The 15,806-nt window shown below is 36.4% G+C and carries 21 protein-coding genes; 20 read left to right on the top strand and 1 reads right to left on the bottom strand.

The genetic code is table 11. From position 1 onward, the window contains the following. Nucleotides 1–22: 22 nt before the first annotated feature. From KYI10_05720 to KYI10_05635, 18 genes are all read left to right on the top strand, one after another. Entirely contained in the window at nucleotides 23–211 is a 189-nt protein-coding gene (locus KYI10_05720; GenBank protein ID QYA31895.2) for a DUF2768 family protein, read from the top strand. Further along, nucleotides 204–905, top strand: coding sequence for a hypothetical protein (locus KYI10_05715; protein ID QYA31894.2), 702 nt, complete (start codon nucleotides 204–206; stop codon nucleotides 903–905). The genes KYI10_05720 and KYI10_05715 overlap by 8 nt, the downstream gene beginning before the upstream one ends. Before the next feature lie 111 nt (nucleotides 906–1,016). After that, entirely contained in the window at nucleotides 1,017–1,289 is a 273-nt protein-coding gene (locus tag KYI10_05710; GenBank protein ID QYA31893.1) for an HU family DNA-binding protein, read from the top strand. 100 nt (nucleotides 1,290–1,389) lie between these two features. Beyond that, nucleotides 1,390–1,821, top strand: coding sequence for a hexaprenyl-diphosphate synthase small subunit (hexs-a, locus tag KYI10_05705; GenBank protein QYA31892.1), 432 nt, complete (start codon nucleotides 1,390–1,392; stop codon nucleotides 1,819–1,821). Beyond that, on the top strand, nucleotides 1,814–2,536 hold the full coding sequence (locus tag KYI10_05700) for a demethylmenaquinone methyltransferase (protein QYA31891.1): 723 nt from the start codon (nucleotides 1,814–1,816) through the stop codon (nucleotides 2,534–2,536). The genes hexs-a and KYI10_05700 overlap by 8 nt, the downstream gene beginning before the upstream one ends. Nucleotides 2,537–2,541: 5 nt before the next feature. Continuing rightward, entirely contained in the window at nucleotides 2,542–3,519 is a 978-nt protein-coding gene (hexs-b, locus tag KYI10_05695) for a hexaprenyl-diphosphate synthase large subunit (GenBank protein QYA31890.1), read from the top strand. Between the two features lie 71 nt (nucleotides 3,520–3,590). Further along, nucleotides 3,591–4,037 carry a nucleoside-diphosphate kinase gene (ndk, locus tag KYI10_05690; protein ID QYA31889.1) on the top strand — a complete coding sequence of 149 codons (447 nt, stop codon included), beginning with the start codon at nucleotides 3,591–3,593 and terminating at the stop codon, nucleotides 4,035–4,037. A 119-nt stretch (nucleotides 4,038–4,156) separates the two neighbouring features. Next, complete coding sequence (gene aroC, locus KYI10_05685) at nucleotides 4,157–5,317, top strand: chorismate synthase (GenBank protein QYA31888.1); 1,161 nt, start codon at nucleotides 4,157–4,159, stop codon at nucleotides 5,315–5,317. A gap of 9 nt (nucleotides 5,318–5,326) precedes the next feature. Beyond that, nucleotides 5,327–6,400 (top strand): 3-dehydroquinate synthase family protein, encoded by a 1,074-nt coding sequence (locus KYI10_05680; protein QYA31887.1) that lies wholly within the window; start codon nucleotides 5,327–5,329, stop codon nucleotides 6,398–6,400. Next, a complete protein-coding gene (aroA, locus tag KYI10_05675; GenBank protein QYA31886.1) occupies nucleotides 6,397–7,698 on the top strand; it encodes a 3-phosphoshikimate 1-carboxyvinyltransferase in 1,302 nt (433 codons plus the stop codon). The genes KYI10_05680 and aroA overlap by 4 nt, the downstream gene beginning before the upstream one ends. Then, a complete protein-coding gene (locus KYI10_05670; protein QYA31885.1) occupies nucleotides 7,698–8,912 on the top strand; it encodes a tetratricopeptide repeat protein in 1,215 nt (404 codons plus the stop codon). Before aroA ends, KYI10_05670 begins: the two co-directional genes overlap by 1 nt. Continuing rightward, nucleotides 8,899–9,426, top strand: coding sequence for a YpiB family protein (locus tag KYI10_05665; protein ID QYA31884.1), 528 nt, complete (start codon nucleotides 8,899–8,901; stop codon nucleotides 9,424–9,426). Before KYI10_05670 ends, KYI10_05665 begins: the two co-directional genes overlap by 14 nt. Nucleotides 9,427–9,428: 2 nt before the next feature. After that, complete coding sequence (locus KYI10_05660; GenBank protein QYA31883.1) at nucleotides 9,429–9,854, top strand: DUF2487 family protein; 426 nt, start codon at nucleotides 9,429–9,431, stop codon at nucleotides 9,852–9,854. 117 nt (nucleotides 9,855–9,971) lie between these two features. After that, on the top strand, nucleotides 9,972–10,475 hold the full coding sequence (locus KYI10_05655) for a ubiquinol-cytochrome c reductase iron-sulfur subunit (protein ID QYA31882.1): 504 nt from the start codon (nucleotides 9,972–9,974) through the stop codon (nucleotides 10,473–10,475). Between the two features lie 11 nt (nucleotides 10,476–10,486). Beyond that, nucleotides 10,487–11,161 (top strand): menaquinol-cytochrome c reductase cytochrome b subunit, encoded by a 675-nt coding sequence (gene qcrB, locus KYI10_05650; protein ID QYA31881.1) that lies wholly within the window; start codon nucleotides 10,487–10,489, stop codon nucleotides 11,159–11,161. A gap of 30 nt (nucleotides 11,162–11,191) precedes the next feature. Further along, nucleotides 11,192–11,980, top strand: coding sequence for a c-type cytochrome (locus tag KYI10_05645; GenBank protein ID QYA31880.1), 789 nt, complete (start codon nucleotides 11,192–11,194; stop codon nucleotides 11,978–11,980). 53 nt (nucleotides 11,981–12,033) lie between these two features. After that, nucleotides 12,034–12,612 (top strand): DUF1405 domain-containing protein, encoded by a 579-nt coding sequence (locus KYI10_05640; protein ID QYA31879.1) that lies wholly within the window; start codon nucleotides 12,034–12,036, stop codon nucleotides 12,610–12,612. Between the two features lie 49 nt (nucleotides 12,613–12,661). Further along, nucleotides 12,662–13,357 (top strand): zinc metallopeptidase, encoded by a 696-nt coding sequence (locus tag KYI10_05635; GenBank protein QYA31878.1) that lies wholly within the window; start codon nucleotides 12,662–12,664, stop codon nucleotides 13,355–13,357. A 51-nt stretch (nucleotides 13,358–13,408) separates the two neighbouring features. Here KYI10_05635 and KYI10_05630 read toward each other — a convergent pair whose 3' ends face one another. Continuing rightward, entirely contained in the window at nucleotides 13,409–14,281 is an 873-nt protein-coding gene (locus KYI10_05630; protein ID QYA31877.1) for a YitT family protein, read from the bottom strand. Nucleotides 14,282–14,339: 58 nt separating this feature from the next. Here KYI10_05630 and KYI10_05625 point away from each other — a divergent pair, with 58 nt between their 5' ends. Further along, on the top strand, nucleotides 14,340–14,657 hold the full coding sequence (locus KYI10_05625; GenBank protein QYA31876.1) for a nucleotide pyrophosphohydrolase: 318 nt from the start codon (nucleotides 14,340–14,342) through the stop codon (nucleotides 14,655–14,657). 14 nt (nucleotides 14,658–14,671) lie between these two features. After that, on the top strand, nucleotides 14,672–15,805 hold the full coding sequence (gene bshA, locus KYI10_05620; GenBank protein QYA31875.1) for an N-acetyl-alpha-D-glucosaminyl L-malate synthase BshA: 1,134 nt from the start codon (nucleotides 14,672–14,674) through the stop codon (nucleotides 15,803–15,805). Nucleotide 15,806: the final 1 nt, after the last annotated feature.

Here is a 15,806-nt window from a genome sequence, read left to right as displayed (position 1 = left end):
GACTATGTTTAATATTTCTAGAATGGATTTAATGTGGGTATCATTTTATTCGCTTGGGCTAATGCTTCTCGCAATGATGCTTATTTATCTCGCAAGGTTTAAGATTGCTAATAAACCATTGAATATGATTGTTACGTTTCTTGCATATGCAGCATTGCTTATAAGTGCACTGCTCATGTTTGTCGTGTTAGGTGGTTCTAGTTATGCGTAAATCTTTATTATTATTACTGGTTTCTTTGCTGCTCAGTGGATGCATGTATCCTAAAGAAGCGCTTGAACAAAATCAAGTCGCACCTCAAGATCAGCTGAACATGGTTCAAAATGCTGTTGAAAGTTATCAGAAGGATACCGGTGGATTGCTACCACTGAAAGATAGAGATCAGACTTATGAAATCTATTTAAAGCATCCAGTTGATTTTGGAAAGTTAAAACCAAAATATCTTTCGCAGTTACCAGGCTCATCATTTGAAATGGGTGGCTATTATCAGTATGTGATGATGGACGTAGATAAAAATCCTAAAGTGATGATTGTAGATCTAAGAACATCAGATACTTTAAAAAATTTAAGAATTCGACTCGAGACGAAATCGAATGAATTGGCATTAGGAAAGAAGATAGGTCCAAACCTTTATAAAATTAACTATAACAAATACGGTCTTGATCAATACCCGACAGTGAAGAGCCCTTATTCGGGCGAGGCATTACCTATTTATATCAACGGGGGGAACGAATTTAAGATAGATTACTCTCTTGATCTTGGTCGTGCACTACAGAAACATCAGGTAAAACAAGGGGAGGATATCCGATATATTCTCTATCAGGACAACCCAATATTACCTGCCTATTCAGTACCTTATACTGTAGATGATAAGAATGAACCCGTTTTCAAAACCGTACAACGCTAAAAAATTGTTGATAATATACAATAACCGTTGCAGTGACAACGTTTATTGTGTTAAAGTCATAACAGAATGATATTTTATATCATTTACATAATGTTGGGGAGGTGAATTGACATGAATAAAACAGATTTAATCAATGCAGTTTCTGATAGTGCAAACTTAACTAAGAAAGAAGCAGGTTTAGCAGTTGATGCTGTTTTCGAATCAATTCAAAAATCACTATCTAATGGTGAGAAGGTACAATTAATTGGTTTCGGTAACTTTGAAGTTCGCGAACGTGCTGCACGTAAAGGACGTAATCCGCAAACTGGTGATGAGATTGAAATCCCAGCAAGCAAAGTTCCAGCATTCAAAGCTGGTAAAGCATTAAAAGATGCAGTGAAATAAATGCATCTAAAGCCCACTATGGGCTTTTTTTATTTGTTCTTATACCATTTTTTATGAATTATCGTTATAATAATGGAAGGACAAAAATTGAGGTATGGCAATGAAATATTTAGTTAACCTAGAAAATCAGATTAAAGAGCTAAAAAAACGATATGCATATTTTCAGATGATCAATTTTGAGCAGGAAATCATTGATATTGTGAGCAATCTTAAAGTAGATGACAATGTTAAAAGTGCAATCGTTGTTATTGATACAAGTATGCGTATGCAAAGTGTGATCAATGATAATAATAAAGACAGGCTTGTGCTATCTACTGACATATTAAGTGCGTTATTTTATCGCTATTTATCACAGCCGTTTTTACAAGATGACTTTAAAGTTTTAACGCGATGTGTCACGCGTATTAATGAATTGAAAGAATTACGTTTAACGATAACTGAACAAGATAAATTAACAGAAATAGATCAGGAAATTCATTATATGTTTGTACAACCTTATATGAATGATGAGAAAGTGGTGGCTTATGAGTAAACAGTTAAATGGACAAGAAAAAAGTGAATTAGTACATGATGTTTTTCAAAATGTTTCAACGAAATATGATCGATTAAACGATATAATAAGTTTCAATCAGCATAAATCGTGGCGTAAATATACGATGAAACAAATGAAAGTTAAAAAGGGCGCAAAAGCACTGGACGTATGTTGTGGCACAGGAGACTGGACAATACAGATGTCTCAGGCAGTAGGTAGTCATGGCCACGTTACAGGCTTGGATTTCAGTGACAACATGTTAAGTGTCGCACATAAAAAAACGGATCATATTGCTAATATTAATCTTATTCATGGTAATGCGATGGATTTACCATTCGAAGACAATACATTTGACTATACGACAATTGGTTTTGGATTACGTAATCTGCCGGATTATAAGAAAGGCTTAGAAGAAATGTATCGTGTATTAAAACCTGGAGGAATGATTGTAGTCTTAGAAACAAGTCATCCAACGATGCCAGTATTTAAACAAGGATATAAGCTGTATTTTAAATACATTATGCCTTTCTTTGGTAAAGTTTTCGCGAAATCAATGAAAGAATACAGCTGGTTACAGCAAAGTGCATTTGAATTCCCGGATAAATACACGTTAGCGCATTTAATGGCTGAAACGGGCTTTACACATATTAAATTCAAAAGCTTTACAGGTGGCGTAAGCGCGATGCATCTCGCATACAAACCAAAAGAAAACTAGAATGGATGATTGCTGTGAGTTATAAAGCATTTTTACAACCATATATATTTGAAGTTGAACAGAGGTTACAGACGTTAATTCAAAGTGAATCTACAGTGATCACCGATGCATCTAAGCATATATTAAATTCTGGCGGTAAACGCGTGAGACCGATGTTTGTACTGTTAAGCGGATTTCTAGCTAAAGGTGATAAAGAACATTTGATTCGTACAGCTGTATCACTGGAACTTATACACATGGCAAGCCTTGTTCATGACGATTATATAGATAATAGTGACAAACGTAGAGGTAATACTTCTGTGCATATGGCTTTTAACAAGGACACAGCAATTCGAACAGGACATTTCTTATTGGCTCGTGCATTAGAAAATATTGCAGAAATTAAGGATTCACAGTATCATCAAATATTCAGTGAAACAATATTAGAAGTTTGTTTCGGCGAATTTGATCAGATGGCAGATCGCTTTAATTATCCCATTACATTCACAGAGTATTTAAGACGCATTAATCGTAAAACTGCAATTCTCATTGAAGCAAGCTGTCATCTAGGAGCCGTGAGTACGAATCTTGATTCATATACAACCTATCATATCAAACAGTTCGGTCACTGCATTGGTATGAGCTACCAGATTATTGATGATATTCTGGATTATACGAGTAATGAAGCGACACTTGGTAAACCGGTAGGAAGTGACATCCGAAATGGACACGTCACCTACCCGCTTATAGCAGCGATTGATGTATTAAATCAGCGTGAGGATTACAGACTGGAACAAAGTGTAATGCAATTACAGCAAGCTTCAGATGAAGCGGTATTTGATTTTATCATTGAACAGGTGAAACGACATGGCGTACACTCTTCGGAAGTATTGAGCAGAAAGTACGGTGATAAAGCGAAATTTCATCTAGATCAACTGCCTGACAGTAACATCAAAAGCTATTTAGTACAAATTCATGAAAAAATGTTGAAACGTATTTATTAGTAATTGCAAGAAATCGCTTACAATGTTAAACTGTTTAAGGATTTACTAAATTAAAAGAGGTAGGGATAACCATGGAAAAAACATTTTTAATGATTAAACCTGACGGTGTAGGTCGCGGTCTTATCGGAGAAATCGTAAAACGTATTGAAAACAAAGGCATCAAAGTTGTAGGTGCTAAATTAATGACGGTGTCAGAGGATTTAGCTAAAACACATTACGGTGAGCATAGCGAAAAACCATTCTTCGGCGAATTAGTTGAGTTTATTACTTCAGGACCTGTATTTGCGATGGTACTTGAAGGTGAAAACGTTGTTGAAATCGGACGTACATTAGTAGGTAAAACAAACCCTGCCGAAAGTGCTCCTGGAACAATTCGCGGAGACTTTGGTATGACTGTTGGTAAGAACATCATCCATGGTTCAGATTCAGTCGCATCAGCTGACAAAGAAATCGCATTATGGTTTAAAGAAGAAGAAATTTTATCCTATGACTTAGTGACATCTGCTTGGGTGTACTAAATCGAAAACGATTAAATACTTAGGTTAAGACATATTTGTCTTGACCTTTTTCTTTTTGATTATAAATATCATTGTAAGTGCGTTATAATAATACTTATTATATATTGTGAGGTTTTAATATGAGATTTCTAACAGCCGGAGAATCACATGGTCCGAAACTAACTGTGATTATTGAAGGTATTCCATCGAACATGAAGTTATCAAGTGACATGATTAATAAAGAGATGTTCAAACGTCAAGGTGGTTATGGGCGTGGCCGTCGTATGCAGATTGAAAAGGATACAGTCATAATTACATCAGGTGTACGCCATGGCATTACACTCGGCAGTCCGATCACAATCGAAGTGATTAACGATGATCATAAACATTGGCTTAAGATTATGGGTGTAGAAGAAAGTGAAGAAATGACGCCGGATAAACGTAAGATTACAAAGCCGCGACCGGGTCATGCGGATTTAGTTGGTGGTATGAAATATCGTCATAGAGATTTACGTAATGTTCTGGAACGATCCAGTGCTCGTGAGACTGCTGCACGTGTTGCTGTCGGTGCAGTGTGTAAAGTGCTGCTTGAATCTTTAGGGATAAGTATCTATTCACGCGTCATAGAGATTGGTGGCGCACGAGATAATGGTGAATATACTCTGGATGAAATTAAGAAGAAAAATGACATAAATGATGTTCGATGCATTGATGAAACAGTGGCACAGACGATGCGTGATAAAATTGACGAAGCAAAGTCGAATGGGGACTCCATCGGTGGAGAAGTACAGGTTATTGCTGACGGCGTGCCAGTCGGTCTTGGCAGTTATGTGCAATATGATCGCAAGCTGGATGGTAAGATTGCACAATCTGTCATCAGTATCAATGCATTTAAAGCTGTGGGTTTCGGTGCAGGATATGATATGAAGCATCTACCTGGATCTAAAGTACAAGATCCAATCAGCTATAAAGAGGGTAGCGGCTACTCTAGAATGACTAACAATCTTGGGGGATTTGAAGGTGGCATGACGAATGGGATGCCGATTATAGTGAACGCTGTAATGAAACCTATACCGACGTTGTATAAACCGCTTCAATCTGTTGATATCGATACGAAAGAAGTATATCAGGCTTCAATCGAACGCAGTGATAGCTGTGCTGTACCTGCAGCATCCATTGTCTGTGAACATGCGGTTGCGTTTGAACTGGCAAAAGAGATATTAAATGAATTCCAGAGCAATGATTTAGAGCAGTTGAAAGAGAGTATTGCACGACATAGACAGGCAATCCTTGATTATTAAGGAGCAGATATGAAGTTAACGACAAACTATATAGACAATAATTATGATATTGTTGTAGAACACGAAGCATTCAATTTAAATCTTGACTTTAAACATTATGATAAACGTATCGCACTGATTGATGAATCCGTTCATCAGCTGCATCAACAGAAAATTGATTTGTTCTTGAGCAAGCATTCTATCTTAAAGTTGTTGATTCCAAGTGGCGAGCAAGTGAAAACAATACATCATTATAGCAAGGTGGTAGAAACGCTATTATCGATGCATGTAACAAGACACAGTTGTCTCTTTGCAATTGGAGGAGGTGCGACAGGTGATTTTACAGGATTTGTTGCAGCAACTGTCCTACGTGGCATTCATTTTATTCAGGTGCCCACAACAATACTTGCTCATGACGCCTCGATCGGTGGTAAAACTGGGATCAATGCAAGCGCAGGTAAGAATTTAATCGGTGCATTTAAACGACCTGATATGGTGATCTATGATCTGGATTTTCTAGATACGTTATCACAAAGCGAAAAGTTAAGTGGCTTTGCTGAAATTATTAAACACGTATTACTCAATGCTAATGGTCGTATTGGTAAAAGTGATACTTTATTAGAAATAATGCATGACGTTCAAGATGGAACTTGTTTGAGTGAGCTGCATGCGATTGATAAGTGGATAACATTTGGTATTCAGACAAAGATGAAAGTTGTGCATGATGATGAATTTGAATCAGGTGTTAGAAAGTTTTTAAACTTCGGACATACTTTGGGGCATGCGATTGAATTTCATCATAAGTTACCTCATGGCATTGCAGTAATGCATGGCATGATCTATGCATTACTTTTAAGTGATGTGACTGAAACTGACATCCTATCACTCATGCGCTGGATGCACCATCTCGGGTTAAAGAAATTAGCCTATGATAACTTTGATATATATTACAAGCTTATGAGACAGGATAAGAAGAATGTAGCGAATGATATTAGTTTTGTATTGTACTGTGAAAATAATGGATATAAAGTAGAACAAGTAGATGTTAAACGACTAAGGAAAGCATTTGAGAGGTTAAGAAAGCTAGAAGGTGAACTGTTGTGAAATTAAAATATAATGGCCCATTAACAGGAGAAGTTTCTGTTCCTGGTGATAAATCGATAACGCATCGTGCAATTATGCTTGCGAGTTTAAGTAAAGGAAAGACGGTTATTTCAAAGCCATTACTGGGAGATGACTGTATTTCAACGATTAATATTTTCAGGAAGCTAGGCGTTCAGATTTCAATAGAAGAGGATAACGTTATCGTTGATTCACCAGGCTATGAGCAGTTTCGTGAGCCTGATGAAATCCTTTATACTGGAAATTCAGGGACTACGACACGATTATTATGCGGCTTACTTGCGGGTCTTCCATTTAAGACGATATTGGACGGAGATGCATCCATTGCGCAACGTCCGATGGGGCGCGTGATCGAACCCTTAAGACAGATGGGGGTAAATATTAAGGGAAGGAATAATCAGTTTACACCGATTATCATCAATGATGGAGATATTTCTAAAGTACAGGGAATAGACTACATGATGCCTGTGAAAAGTGCTCAAGTAAAAAGTGCGATATTACTAGCCGGTCTATATGCAGATGATGAAGTGCACATCACTGAACAAGACATCTCTCGAAATCATACGGAATTAATGTTTAAAAACAGTAATATTGATATTGAGGTTAATGATAGAACAATCCTGTTAAAACCAAATGGTATACATGACATTAAGATGAATGATATACATATTCCTGGAGACATATCTTCGGCTGCCTTCTTTATTGTTGCTGCATTGATTATCCCTGGCAGCATGATTACTCTGCATGATGTTGGAACGAACGTAACGAGAAGTGGTATTCTAGAAGTTGTCAAGATGATGGGCGGTAATATTCAAGTTATTGACAAAGCACAACAGACAGAACCTGTAAGTGATATCATCGTTTCATATACGCATAATCTGACAGGAATTACGATTGAAGGTTCATTAATTCCGAAGCTTATTGATGAGATACCAGTGATTGCATTACTCTTAGCACATGCACAGGGCAGGAGTGAGATAAGAGATGCAGAGGAACTGAAGGTGAAAGAGACCAATCGAATTGATACGGTTGTTTCTGAACTGAACGCATTAGGTTATAAGTTAGAACCAACAACGGATGGTATGATCGTTTACGGTAAAGTAAAGGATGTGCGTGCACGTAATATCTTTGATTCTTATGGCGATCATCGTATCGGAATGATGCTTGCAGTTGCAGCATTACTTGAAAAGGTAGAAATCGAAATCAATCAATTTGAAGCGGTAAATATTTCATATCCGAACTTCATAGGACATATTAAGCAGTTAAAAGGAGATTTGTAATGGATATTAATCAATTAATCGATCAGATTCATCTGCAGCATCTAGAAGGCCTGAACGATAATGTTAAAAGGGCTTTATTTACAGATGATCATGATGCACTTTTTGAACTGGGTACAACCCTCATGCAGTTTGGTATTGTACAAGAAGGTAAACTTGTGTTTGAACGGCTGTTTGAACTATACCCCGATGAGCCTGAGGTACTAAGCTTTTATATCGAAAGTTTAATCGATACGAATGATATGGATCAAGCACTAATGATATTACATGGGCTTCCTAAAACAATAGAAAGATTGATGCTTGAAGCGGATATCTTTCAACAGCAGGATATGCCAGAAGTCGCAATTGAGAAGGTGAAGGAAGCTTATGAACTATCTAGTGAAGATCCAGTGCTTAGCTTTGCATTAGCAGAACTCTATTACTTTGACGGGCAGTATCTACCAGCTGTAAGAAACTACGAAACACTATTAAATAGTGGTATCGATGAAATTAATAATGTTAATTTGAATTTAAGGATTGCAGATAGTTTATTACAGACGGGTGATTATGATCAGGCGGTAGTTTACTATGAGAAAATAGACGAGAAAGATTATACGAGCGATGATTTCTTCAAAAAAGCGATTAGCTATCAAAAATCCGGGCTGATGGATAGAGCAATATCGACACTGCAGTCTTTACTGGATAAAGATCCTGATTTTATGCAGGCATATCTGTTATTAGTTGAGCTGTTAGAAAGTGAACGCAAATATGAAGATGCAATCTTGGTAGGTCAGCAAGGGATACGATTAAATGAATTTTATAAAGAGCTGCTTGTGGATACTGGACGTATTATGATTAAGATGCATAATGAAGAAGGAGCAGACTATCTAATCCAGGCTCTAACAATCGATCCATCATATACTGAAGCAGGATTAGTATTAGCAGACTACTATCGCAAAGAAGAACTGTATGAAGAGATGGTCCAGTTATTCACTGTTATTGACGAAGATGATATTGATCCAGAGATTTTATGGCATTTAGCATATAGCTATCAACAGCTGGAAAAAGATAAAGAAGCAAAGCATTTCTATAAAGAAGCTTATAATAGTCTGAATGAAAATGTCTCTTTCCTGAAAGATTATTATTATTACACCCGAGAAATAGCAGATCGATCTCGCAGCGAACAGCTCTACGAAATAATTATTGGTCTGGAACCGGAGTTTGATGACGCATACTAATATTGTCGATGACCGCAGAAACTATATAAGATATCTGCTACTCAATCATAATATTGACAACAAGAACACGGTGTGGATATTAAACTTATTAAAAGATCGAGATGATATACTCTCCTATATTCATATTATGAGAGCTGATGCATTTATTAATCGTCTGATTATTTATCCAGACTTTAAATGTCATCTCGTACTTGCTCATGGAATTATTACCGATGCTTTTGTCATTTTTCATTATTTATCTTCATTAAATCATGATATTTATCTGGATGTCATACTTCATGATAACAAATATGTTGAAATTGAGATAAAAGAACTGCTGAGCTATGTAGTAATATCATTAAATAACTTTGAATACAAAGAAATTAAGAACAAGCTTCACTATATCCAGCATAATGAAATTATAAAGAAAGAAGTTAAACGTTACATAGAGCCCTTGATTGAAGAAACTTTAGTGAATAAAGATAAGGATAAATTTAATCAACTTACGCATTTATTACAGATGATAGGAGAATAGGAATGCTTTTTAATCATAATGATCTTATGTTGCTGAACGATCAGATAGAATATATTGATACTGCAATCATCCCGGCAATACCAGCCAACTATACTTCTCGACTTTTAGATATAGCAGATCAATATGAAATGATTCAATATGTAACTTTAGGTGCTGAACAACAGTTTAAAGGACGTCTCCTTGTATTGCCTCCAGTGCAAATTTTAGGTGACTATGATCCGATTGGTCTTATAGATACACAACTTAAAGAATATGGATTCAAGAATATCGTTGTCGTATGTCCACAAACATTACAAATTGATGCTGATAATGTCCATAAAGTGAGTATCATTCCATTAGAATCTATGGATAATGAAATGAAACAGGAATTTATTCAGGATAATGTCAAATCGTTGATGAAATTTATTATTACACTTTGGAATAAATAATGACAATTTTAGTACTTAAATTGTGACATCTTATTGACCAAGCTATATTTATAGGCTAAAATTGATATGTCCTAGTATATTTTATAAAAAGAATCGCATTAGAGGGGGGAAAATTAAATGAGCCAACGTGTCACACGACGCCAATTTTTAAACTATTCCTTAATGGGAGTTGGATCATTTATGGCTGCTGGTATGGTTATGCCTTTAGGTCGTTTTGCACTAGATCCAGTATTTAAAAGTGGTGCAGCTGGAGATATGATCACTACTAGCGTTAAAGTTTCAGAAATTAAAGAAGAACCGACAAAGGTTGACTTTAAATTCGAACAAAAAGATGCATGGTACACGAGTGAAGTAACAGAATTTGCATGGGTATATAAAGAAGGCGATGAAATTATTGCTTTATCTCCTGTATGTAAACACTTAGGTTGTACAGTATCTTGGAATGGTGATAAAGGTAATCCGAACCAATTCTTCTGTCCATGTCATAATGGTCGTTATGAGAAGAATGGTAAGAACGTTCCTGGTACACCACCGCTTGGGCCTTTAGACCAATATAAAGTTGGAGAAAAAGGCGGAATGTTAACAATCGGTAAAAAACACGAAAATGAATTAGTGAAATAGGAGGGGACAAAATGATCGATAAAATCTATGATTGGGTCGATGACAGACTCGATATTACACCAATTTGGCGCGATATCGCAGATCATGAGGTGCCTGAGCATGTTAACCCTGCTTATCACTTTTCTGCATTCGTATACTGTTTTGGTGGATTAACATTCTTTATTACTGTAATACAAGTTTTATCAGGTATGTTCTTAACGATGTATTATGTACCAGATATTGTTAACGCCTGGAAATCAGTTTATTATTTACAGCATGATGTAGCAGCAGGTGTTATCGTACGTGGTATGCATCACTGGGGTGCGAGTCTAGTAGTAGTAATGATGTTCTTACACACACTACGCGTATTCTTCACGGGATCATATAAACAACCACGTGAATTAAACTGGTTAGTCGGAGTATTAATTTTCTTCGTAATGTTAGGATTATCGTTTACTGGTTATTTATTACCATGGGATATGAAAGCATTATTTGCGACAAAAGTAGGTTTACAAATCGCTGAATCCGTACCGTTTATCGGTCCATGGGTAAAAACTTTATTAGCTGGTGACCCACATATTGTTGGAGCACAGACATTAACGCGATTCTTCGCGATTCATGTATTCTTCTTACCTGCATGTTTATTCGCGTTGTTAGCAGCTCACTTTATTATGATTAGAAAACAAGGTATTTCGGGGCCACTATAAACACGAATATTCTAAAAGGAGGTTATACAGATGCATCGCGGAAAAGGGATGAAATTTGTTGGTGATTCACGTATTAAATCTTATGAAAAACCAAAGTTAAATCGAGATTATTCAGAATTTCCTGGTAAAACAGAAAGCTTCTGGCCAGATTTCTTATTAAAAGAATGGATGACAGGTGCGGTATTCTTAGTTGCATATTTATGTTTAACAGTAGCGCATCCATCTCCATTAGAACGTATCGCGGATCCATCAGATACAGGTTATACACCTTTACCTGACTGGTACTTCTTATTCTTATACCAAATCTTAAAGTATACGTATGCTTCAGGACCATTTAATACATTTGGTGCGATTGTTATGCCAGGGATTGCATTCGGTGCATTAATGTTAGCACCTTGGTTAGATCGTGGACCAGAGCGTAAATGGAATAAGCGTCCATTAGCTTCAGGATTTATGTTATTAGCGGTAGCCATCATCTTCTATACGACTTGGGAATCTTCACATTACCATGATTGGAAGAAACAAGCTGCACAAGGTAAAATCGTATTCACAAATTTAGATAAGAAAGACCCGACATACGAAAAGATCATTAAATCTAACTGTACTTCATGTCACGGTGGAGAATTGACAGGTGGCGCTGGTCCAAACTTGGTTAAAGCGAATCTACCTGCAGCTGGTGTAGAAGCGTTTGTTAAAAATGGTAGTGGCGCAATGCCTTCATTTAAAGATACGCTGACAGAAGAACAAATTAAAGAAGTTGGAAAGTTCATCGAAGGTTTAGAAGAAACTGACGAGAACGGAAAGCCATTGAAAAAATAATATTTTAGAGAATCATCTTATTCTAGATGATTCTTTTTTTATGAGGTGATCACTTGTCACAATATTATTACTGGATACAAAATAAAAAGTTTCTCACATTGATTATATTTTGTAATATTGTCGGTACGGTGTATGGATACTACTGGTATTTAGGTCAACTTCAGCAGACGAAATGGTATTTTATACCGTTTGTTCCAGATAGTCCGACTGCATCATTATTTTTAGTGATTGCACTGACGGCAATATTAATGAATAAGCATCTTCCGATAATTGAAGTCCTTGCGTTCGTTACGCTGATAAAATATGGTGTCTGGGCTGTCGTTATGAATATCCTCGTCTTTATTACGCTAGATGATGTCACGGCGATGGGAATGATGCTTGTAATCTCACATGCAGTTATGGCAATACAGGCGTTATTATTTGTTCCTTTGTTCAGAGTCAGCTTATTATCAATCGGAATTGCATCAATATGGGTATTTCATAATGATGTCATAGACTATGTTTATATGCAGTATCCGGTTTACAGTATGCTTTCTGACTATATCCAGCATATCGGTTATTTTTCATTCTGGTTATCAGTGTTTAGTTTTGCTTTATTATTTATCTTGAATAGAGATAAATTATTTGATTAATTTTGACCAATAAATTAGAATTAAATTAAATCTATTAAGGAGTGTTTTGATGAGCTATATTCTTTATTTTATTATTATTATGCTGGTGCCGATGTATTTCCAGTATAAAGTAAAATCAACTTATAATAAGTACAGCAGGGTGAAATCTACAAGTGGTAAATCAGGACAGCAAGTAGCAGAGGAAATACTTGCAGCGAATGGTATTACAGATGTGAGAGTAGTAGAAGGCGAAGGCTTTCTATCAGATCATTACGATCCATCAAAGAAGCTTGTCGTACTTAGTCCCTCTAACTTCAGACAGCCAAGTGTTGCTGGTACTGCAATCGCTGCGCATGAAGTTGGTCATGCGATTCAGCATGCGACTGGATATAGTATGCTGAAGTTACGTAGCGCTTTGTTGCCTCTAGCAAATTTAGGAACAACATTCAGTTACTTGTTAATTATGGTCGGAGCAGTATTAACTGGCATTTCTCAGCAAGGCGGAGGAATTGGTTCTATGGCAATCTGGGCTGGTGTCATCTTAATGTCCTTTGCTGTATTATTCTCAATTGTTACACTGCCTGTTGAATTTGATGCAAGTAACCGCGCGATGAATCAAATAGAGAAATTAGGCATTGTGAATGCTGAAGAATATAAGCATGCGAAACGTGTACTATCAGCAGCCGCTATGACATATGTAGCAGCAACAGCAGTAGCAGTAGCAGAATTCTTAAGATTCTTCATGATGGCAAGAAATAGTGATTAATCATTAGTAGAGGTCAGAACAAATTTGTTCTGACCTCTCTTTTATCATCCATTATCTTTCAATGGGTTTTTTAAATTCATCTAATGTAAACCCTTCACCTAATACATCATGTACATCAAGTAATGATACAAATGCATGCGGGTCAATTGAGTGTATGATTTGTTTTAAACGTGTAATTTCATTTCTTGGTACGACACAATAGATGATGGGTCTTTCAGTTTGGGAGTAGTGACCATGAGCAGAGATAATCGTCACTCCGCGGTCAAGTAATGAATTGATTTCGTCTGATATTTCTTTATGTCGTTCTGAGATGATCAGTGCGCCACGAGCAGAGTATCCAGAATCCTGAATGATATCAATCACGCGTGCTCCAACAAAAACGCATACTAACGTATACATTGTTATGATGTAATCACCGATTGTAATATAGGTTGCAATAAGAACTAAGCAGTCAAATGCAAACATCGTTCTTCCCATAGCGATATCGAAGTATTTCTTCATCAAACGTGCCAGTATATCCACGCCTCCAGTAGTGCCTCCGAATCTGAATATTATTCCAAGACCCACGCCTATAAAAACGCCACCAAATAAACTTGCGAGTAGTAGATCTTCTTTTAGGTCGATATGCATCGGATAGCGCTCACAAAGCCATAAGAATAACGATACACTTAGCGTGCCTGTAAGCGTATAGATAAAAGACAGCCTTCCAAGAAGCTTATACCCAACAAAAAATAGTGGAATATTAAAAATTAAGTTCATGAGAGCAGGGCTTGTACCAAATAAATGATATAATATTAACGCAATGCCGGTAAATCCACCTTCAGTCAGTTCGTTTGTCATATTGAAATTTACAATACCAAAACTAAAAATAAATGCACCTATTAATATGAAGAAGATGTTGATTAAATTAAGATGTATTTTCATATTTAATCTCCTTTCAAATTATATTATACATAATATTCTGTTATCTTGGAGGAAATGAATGAAAACATTAGAAGAAATGCAGCAGGAAGTTGATAAATATATTAGCCAGTTTAAGACAGGCTACTTTACACCGATGGAAAATATGGTCCGACTCACGGAAGAGGTAGGAGAGCTTGCGCGTGAAATCAATCATGTGTATGGACCAAAACAAAAGAAGTTAAGTGAACAAGAAAAAGAAATAGGAATGGAGCTCGCAGATAACTTGTTTGTACTCATCTCTCTTGCAAATTCAATGGATATTGATCTAACCCATTATTTCGATAGAACAATGGAGAAATTTAATACAAGAGATTTTAATAGATTCGAAAGAAAATAACTGGAGGTTTTACTATGAAAATTGGAATTACATGTTATCCGACAATGGGAGGTTCAGGTATCATTGCTACTGAACTAGGAATAAAAATGGCAAAACGTGGACATGATGTGCATTTTATTACGTCTAATACACCATTTAGAATTCATTTTCAGATGCCTAATATTACTGTTCACCAGGTGGATGTCAATCAATATTCCGTCTTTCAATATCCACCTTATGATATTACACTTGCTACAAAAATAGCGGAAGTTATTAATCTGTATGATCTTGATGTCCTTCATATGCATTACGCTGTTCCCCATGCAATTTGTGGTATTCTTGCCCGACAAATTGCGAGAAAAGATGTAAAGATAGTAACGACTTTACACGGAACGGATATCACAGTATTAGGCTATGATTCAACGCTTAAGGAAGCAATTAAGTTTGGAATAGAAGATAGCGATGTTGTTACAAGTGTCAGTAATTCGTTAACAGAAGAGACCTATGAAATTGTTGCACCCAATAAAGAGATTCAGACGGTCTACAACTTTATTAACGAAGAAGATTTTAATAATGCATCCAATCCTAAATTGAGGGCCTGCTATGGTATTACCGAAGAAGAAAAGGTAGTTATACACGTATCGAATTTCCGTAAAGTTAAACGCATACAAGACATCTTGAAAACATTTAAGCAAGTGTCTGAAAAGACTGCTTCTAAGTTATTATTGATTGGTGATGGGCCAGAGCTGTCAAATATGCGACTTTGTGCTGAGCAGCTGGGTATAGGTGACAAGGTGTTATTTCTTGGAAAGCAGGAACAAGTAGCACCATTATATCAGATGGCAGATTTATTCTTATTGATGAGTGAAAAAGAAAGTTTCGGTCTCGTATTGTTAGAGGCGATGCATTCCGGTGTCGTATGTATCGGAACAACAGCGGGAGGTATTAAAGAGGTTATCAGACATGGAGAAACAGGTTATATTGTGGATGTTGGAGATACGGAGGCTGCCGGAGAATATGCACTTGCTCTGTTAACAGATGATATACTTTATAAAAGATTCCAGAAAAACATGATAGAAGATATTAACTCAAGATTTTCATCTGAACATATTACAGATCAATACGAAGCAATCTACAGTAATTTAATTGAAGGTGCAAGAGAACAGTGAG

The sequence above is a fragment of the Macrococcus sp. 19Msa1099 genome (genome assembly GCA_019357535.2).
GTDB lineage: Bacteria > Bacillota > Bacilli > Staphylococcales > Staphylococcaceae > Macrococcoides > Macrococcoides psychrotolerans.
The sequence above is the reverse complement of the archived record's forward strand: the minus strand, read 5'-3'. Positions and strand labels throughout refer to the sequence as shown.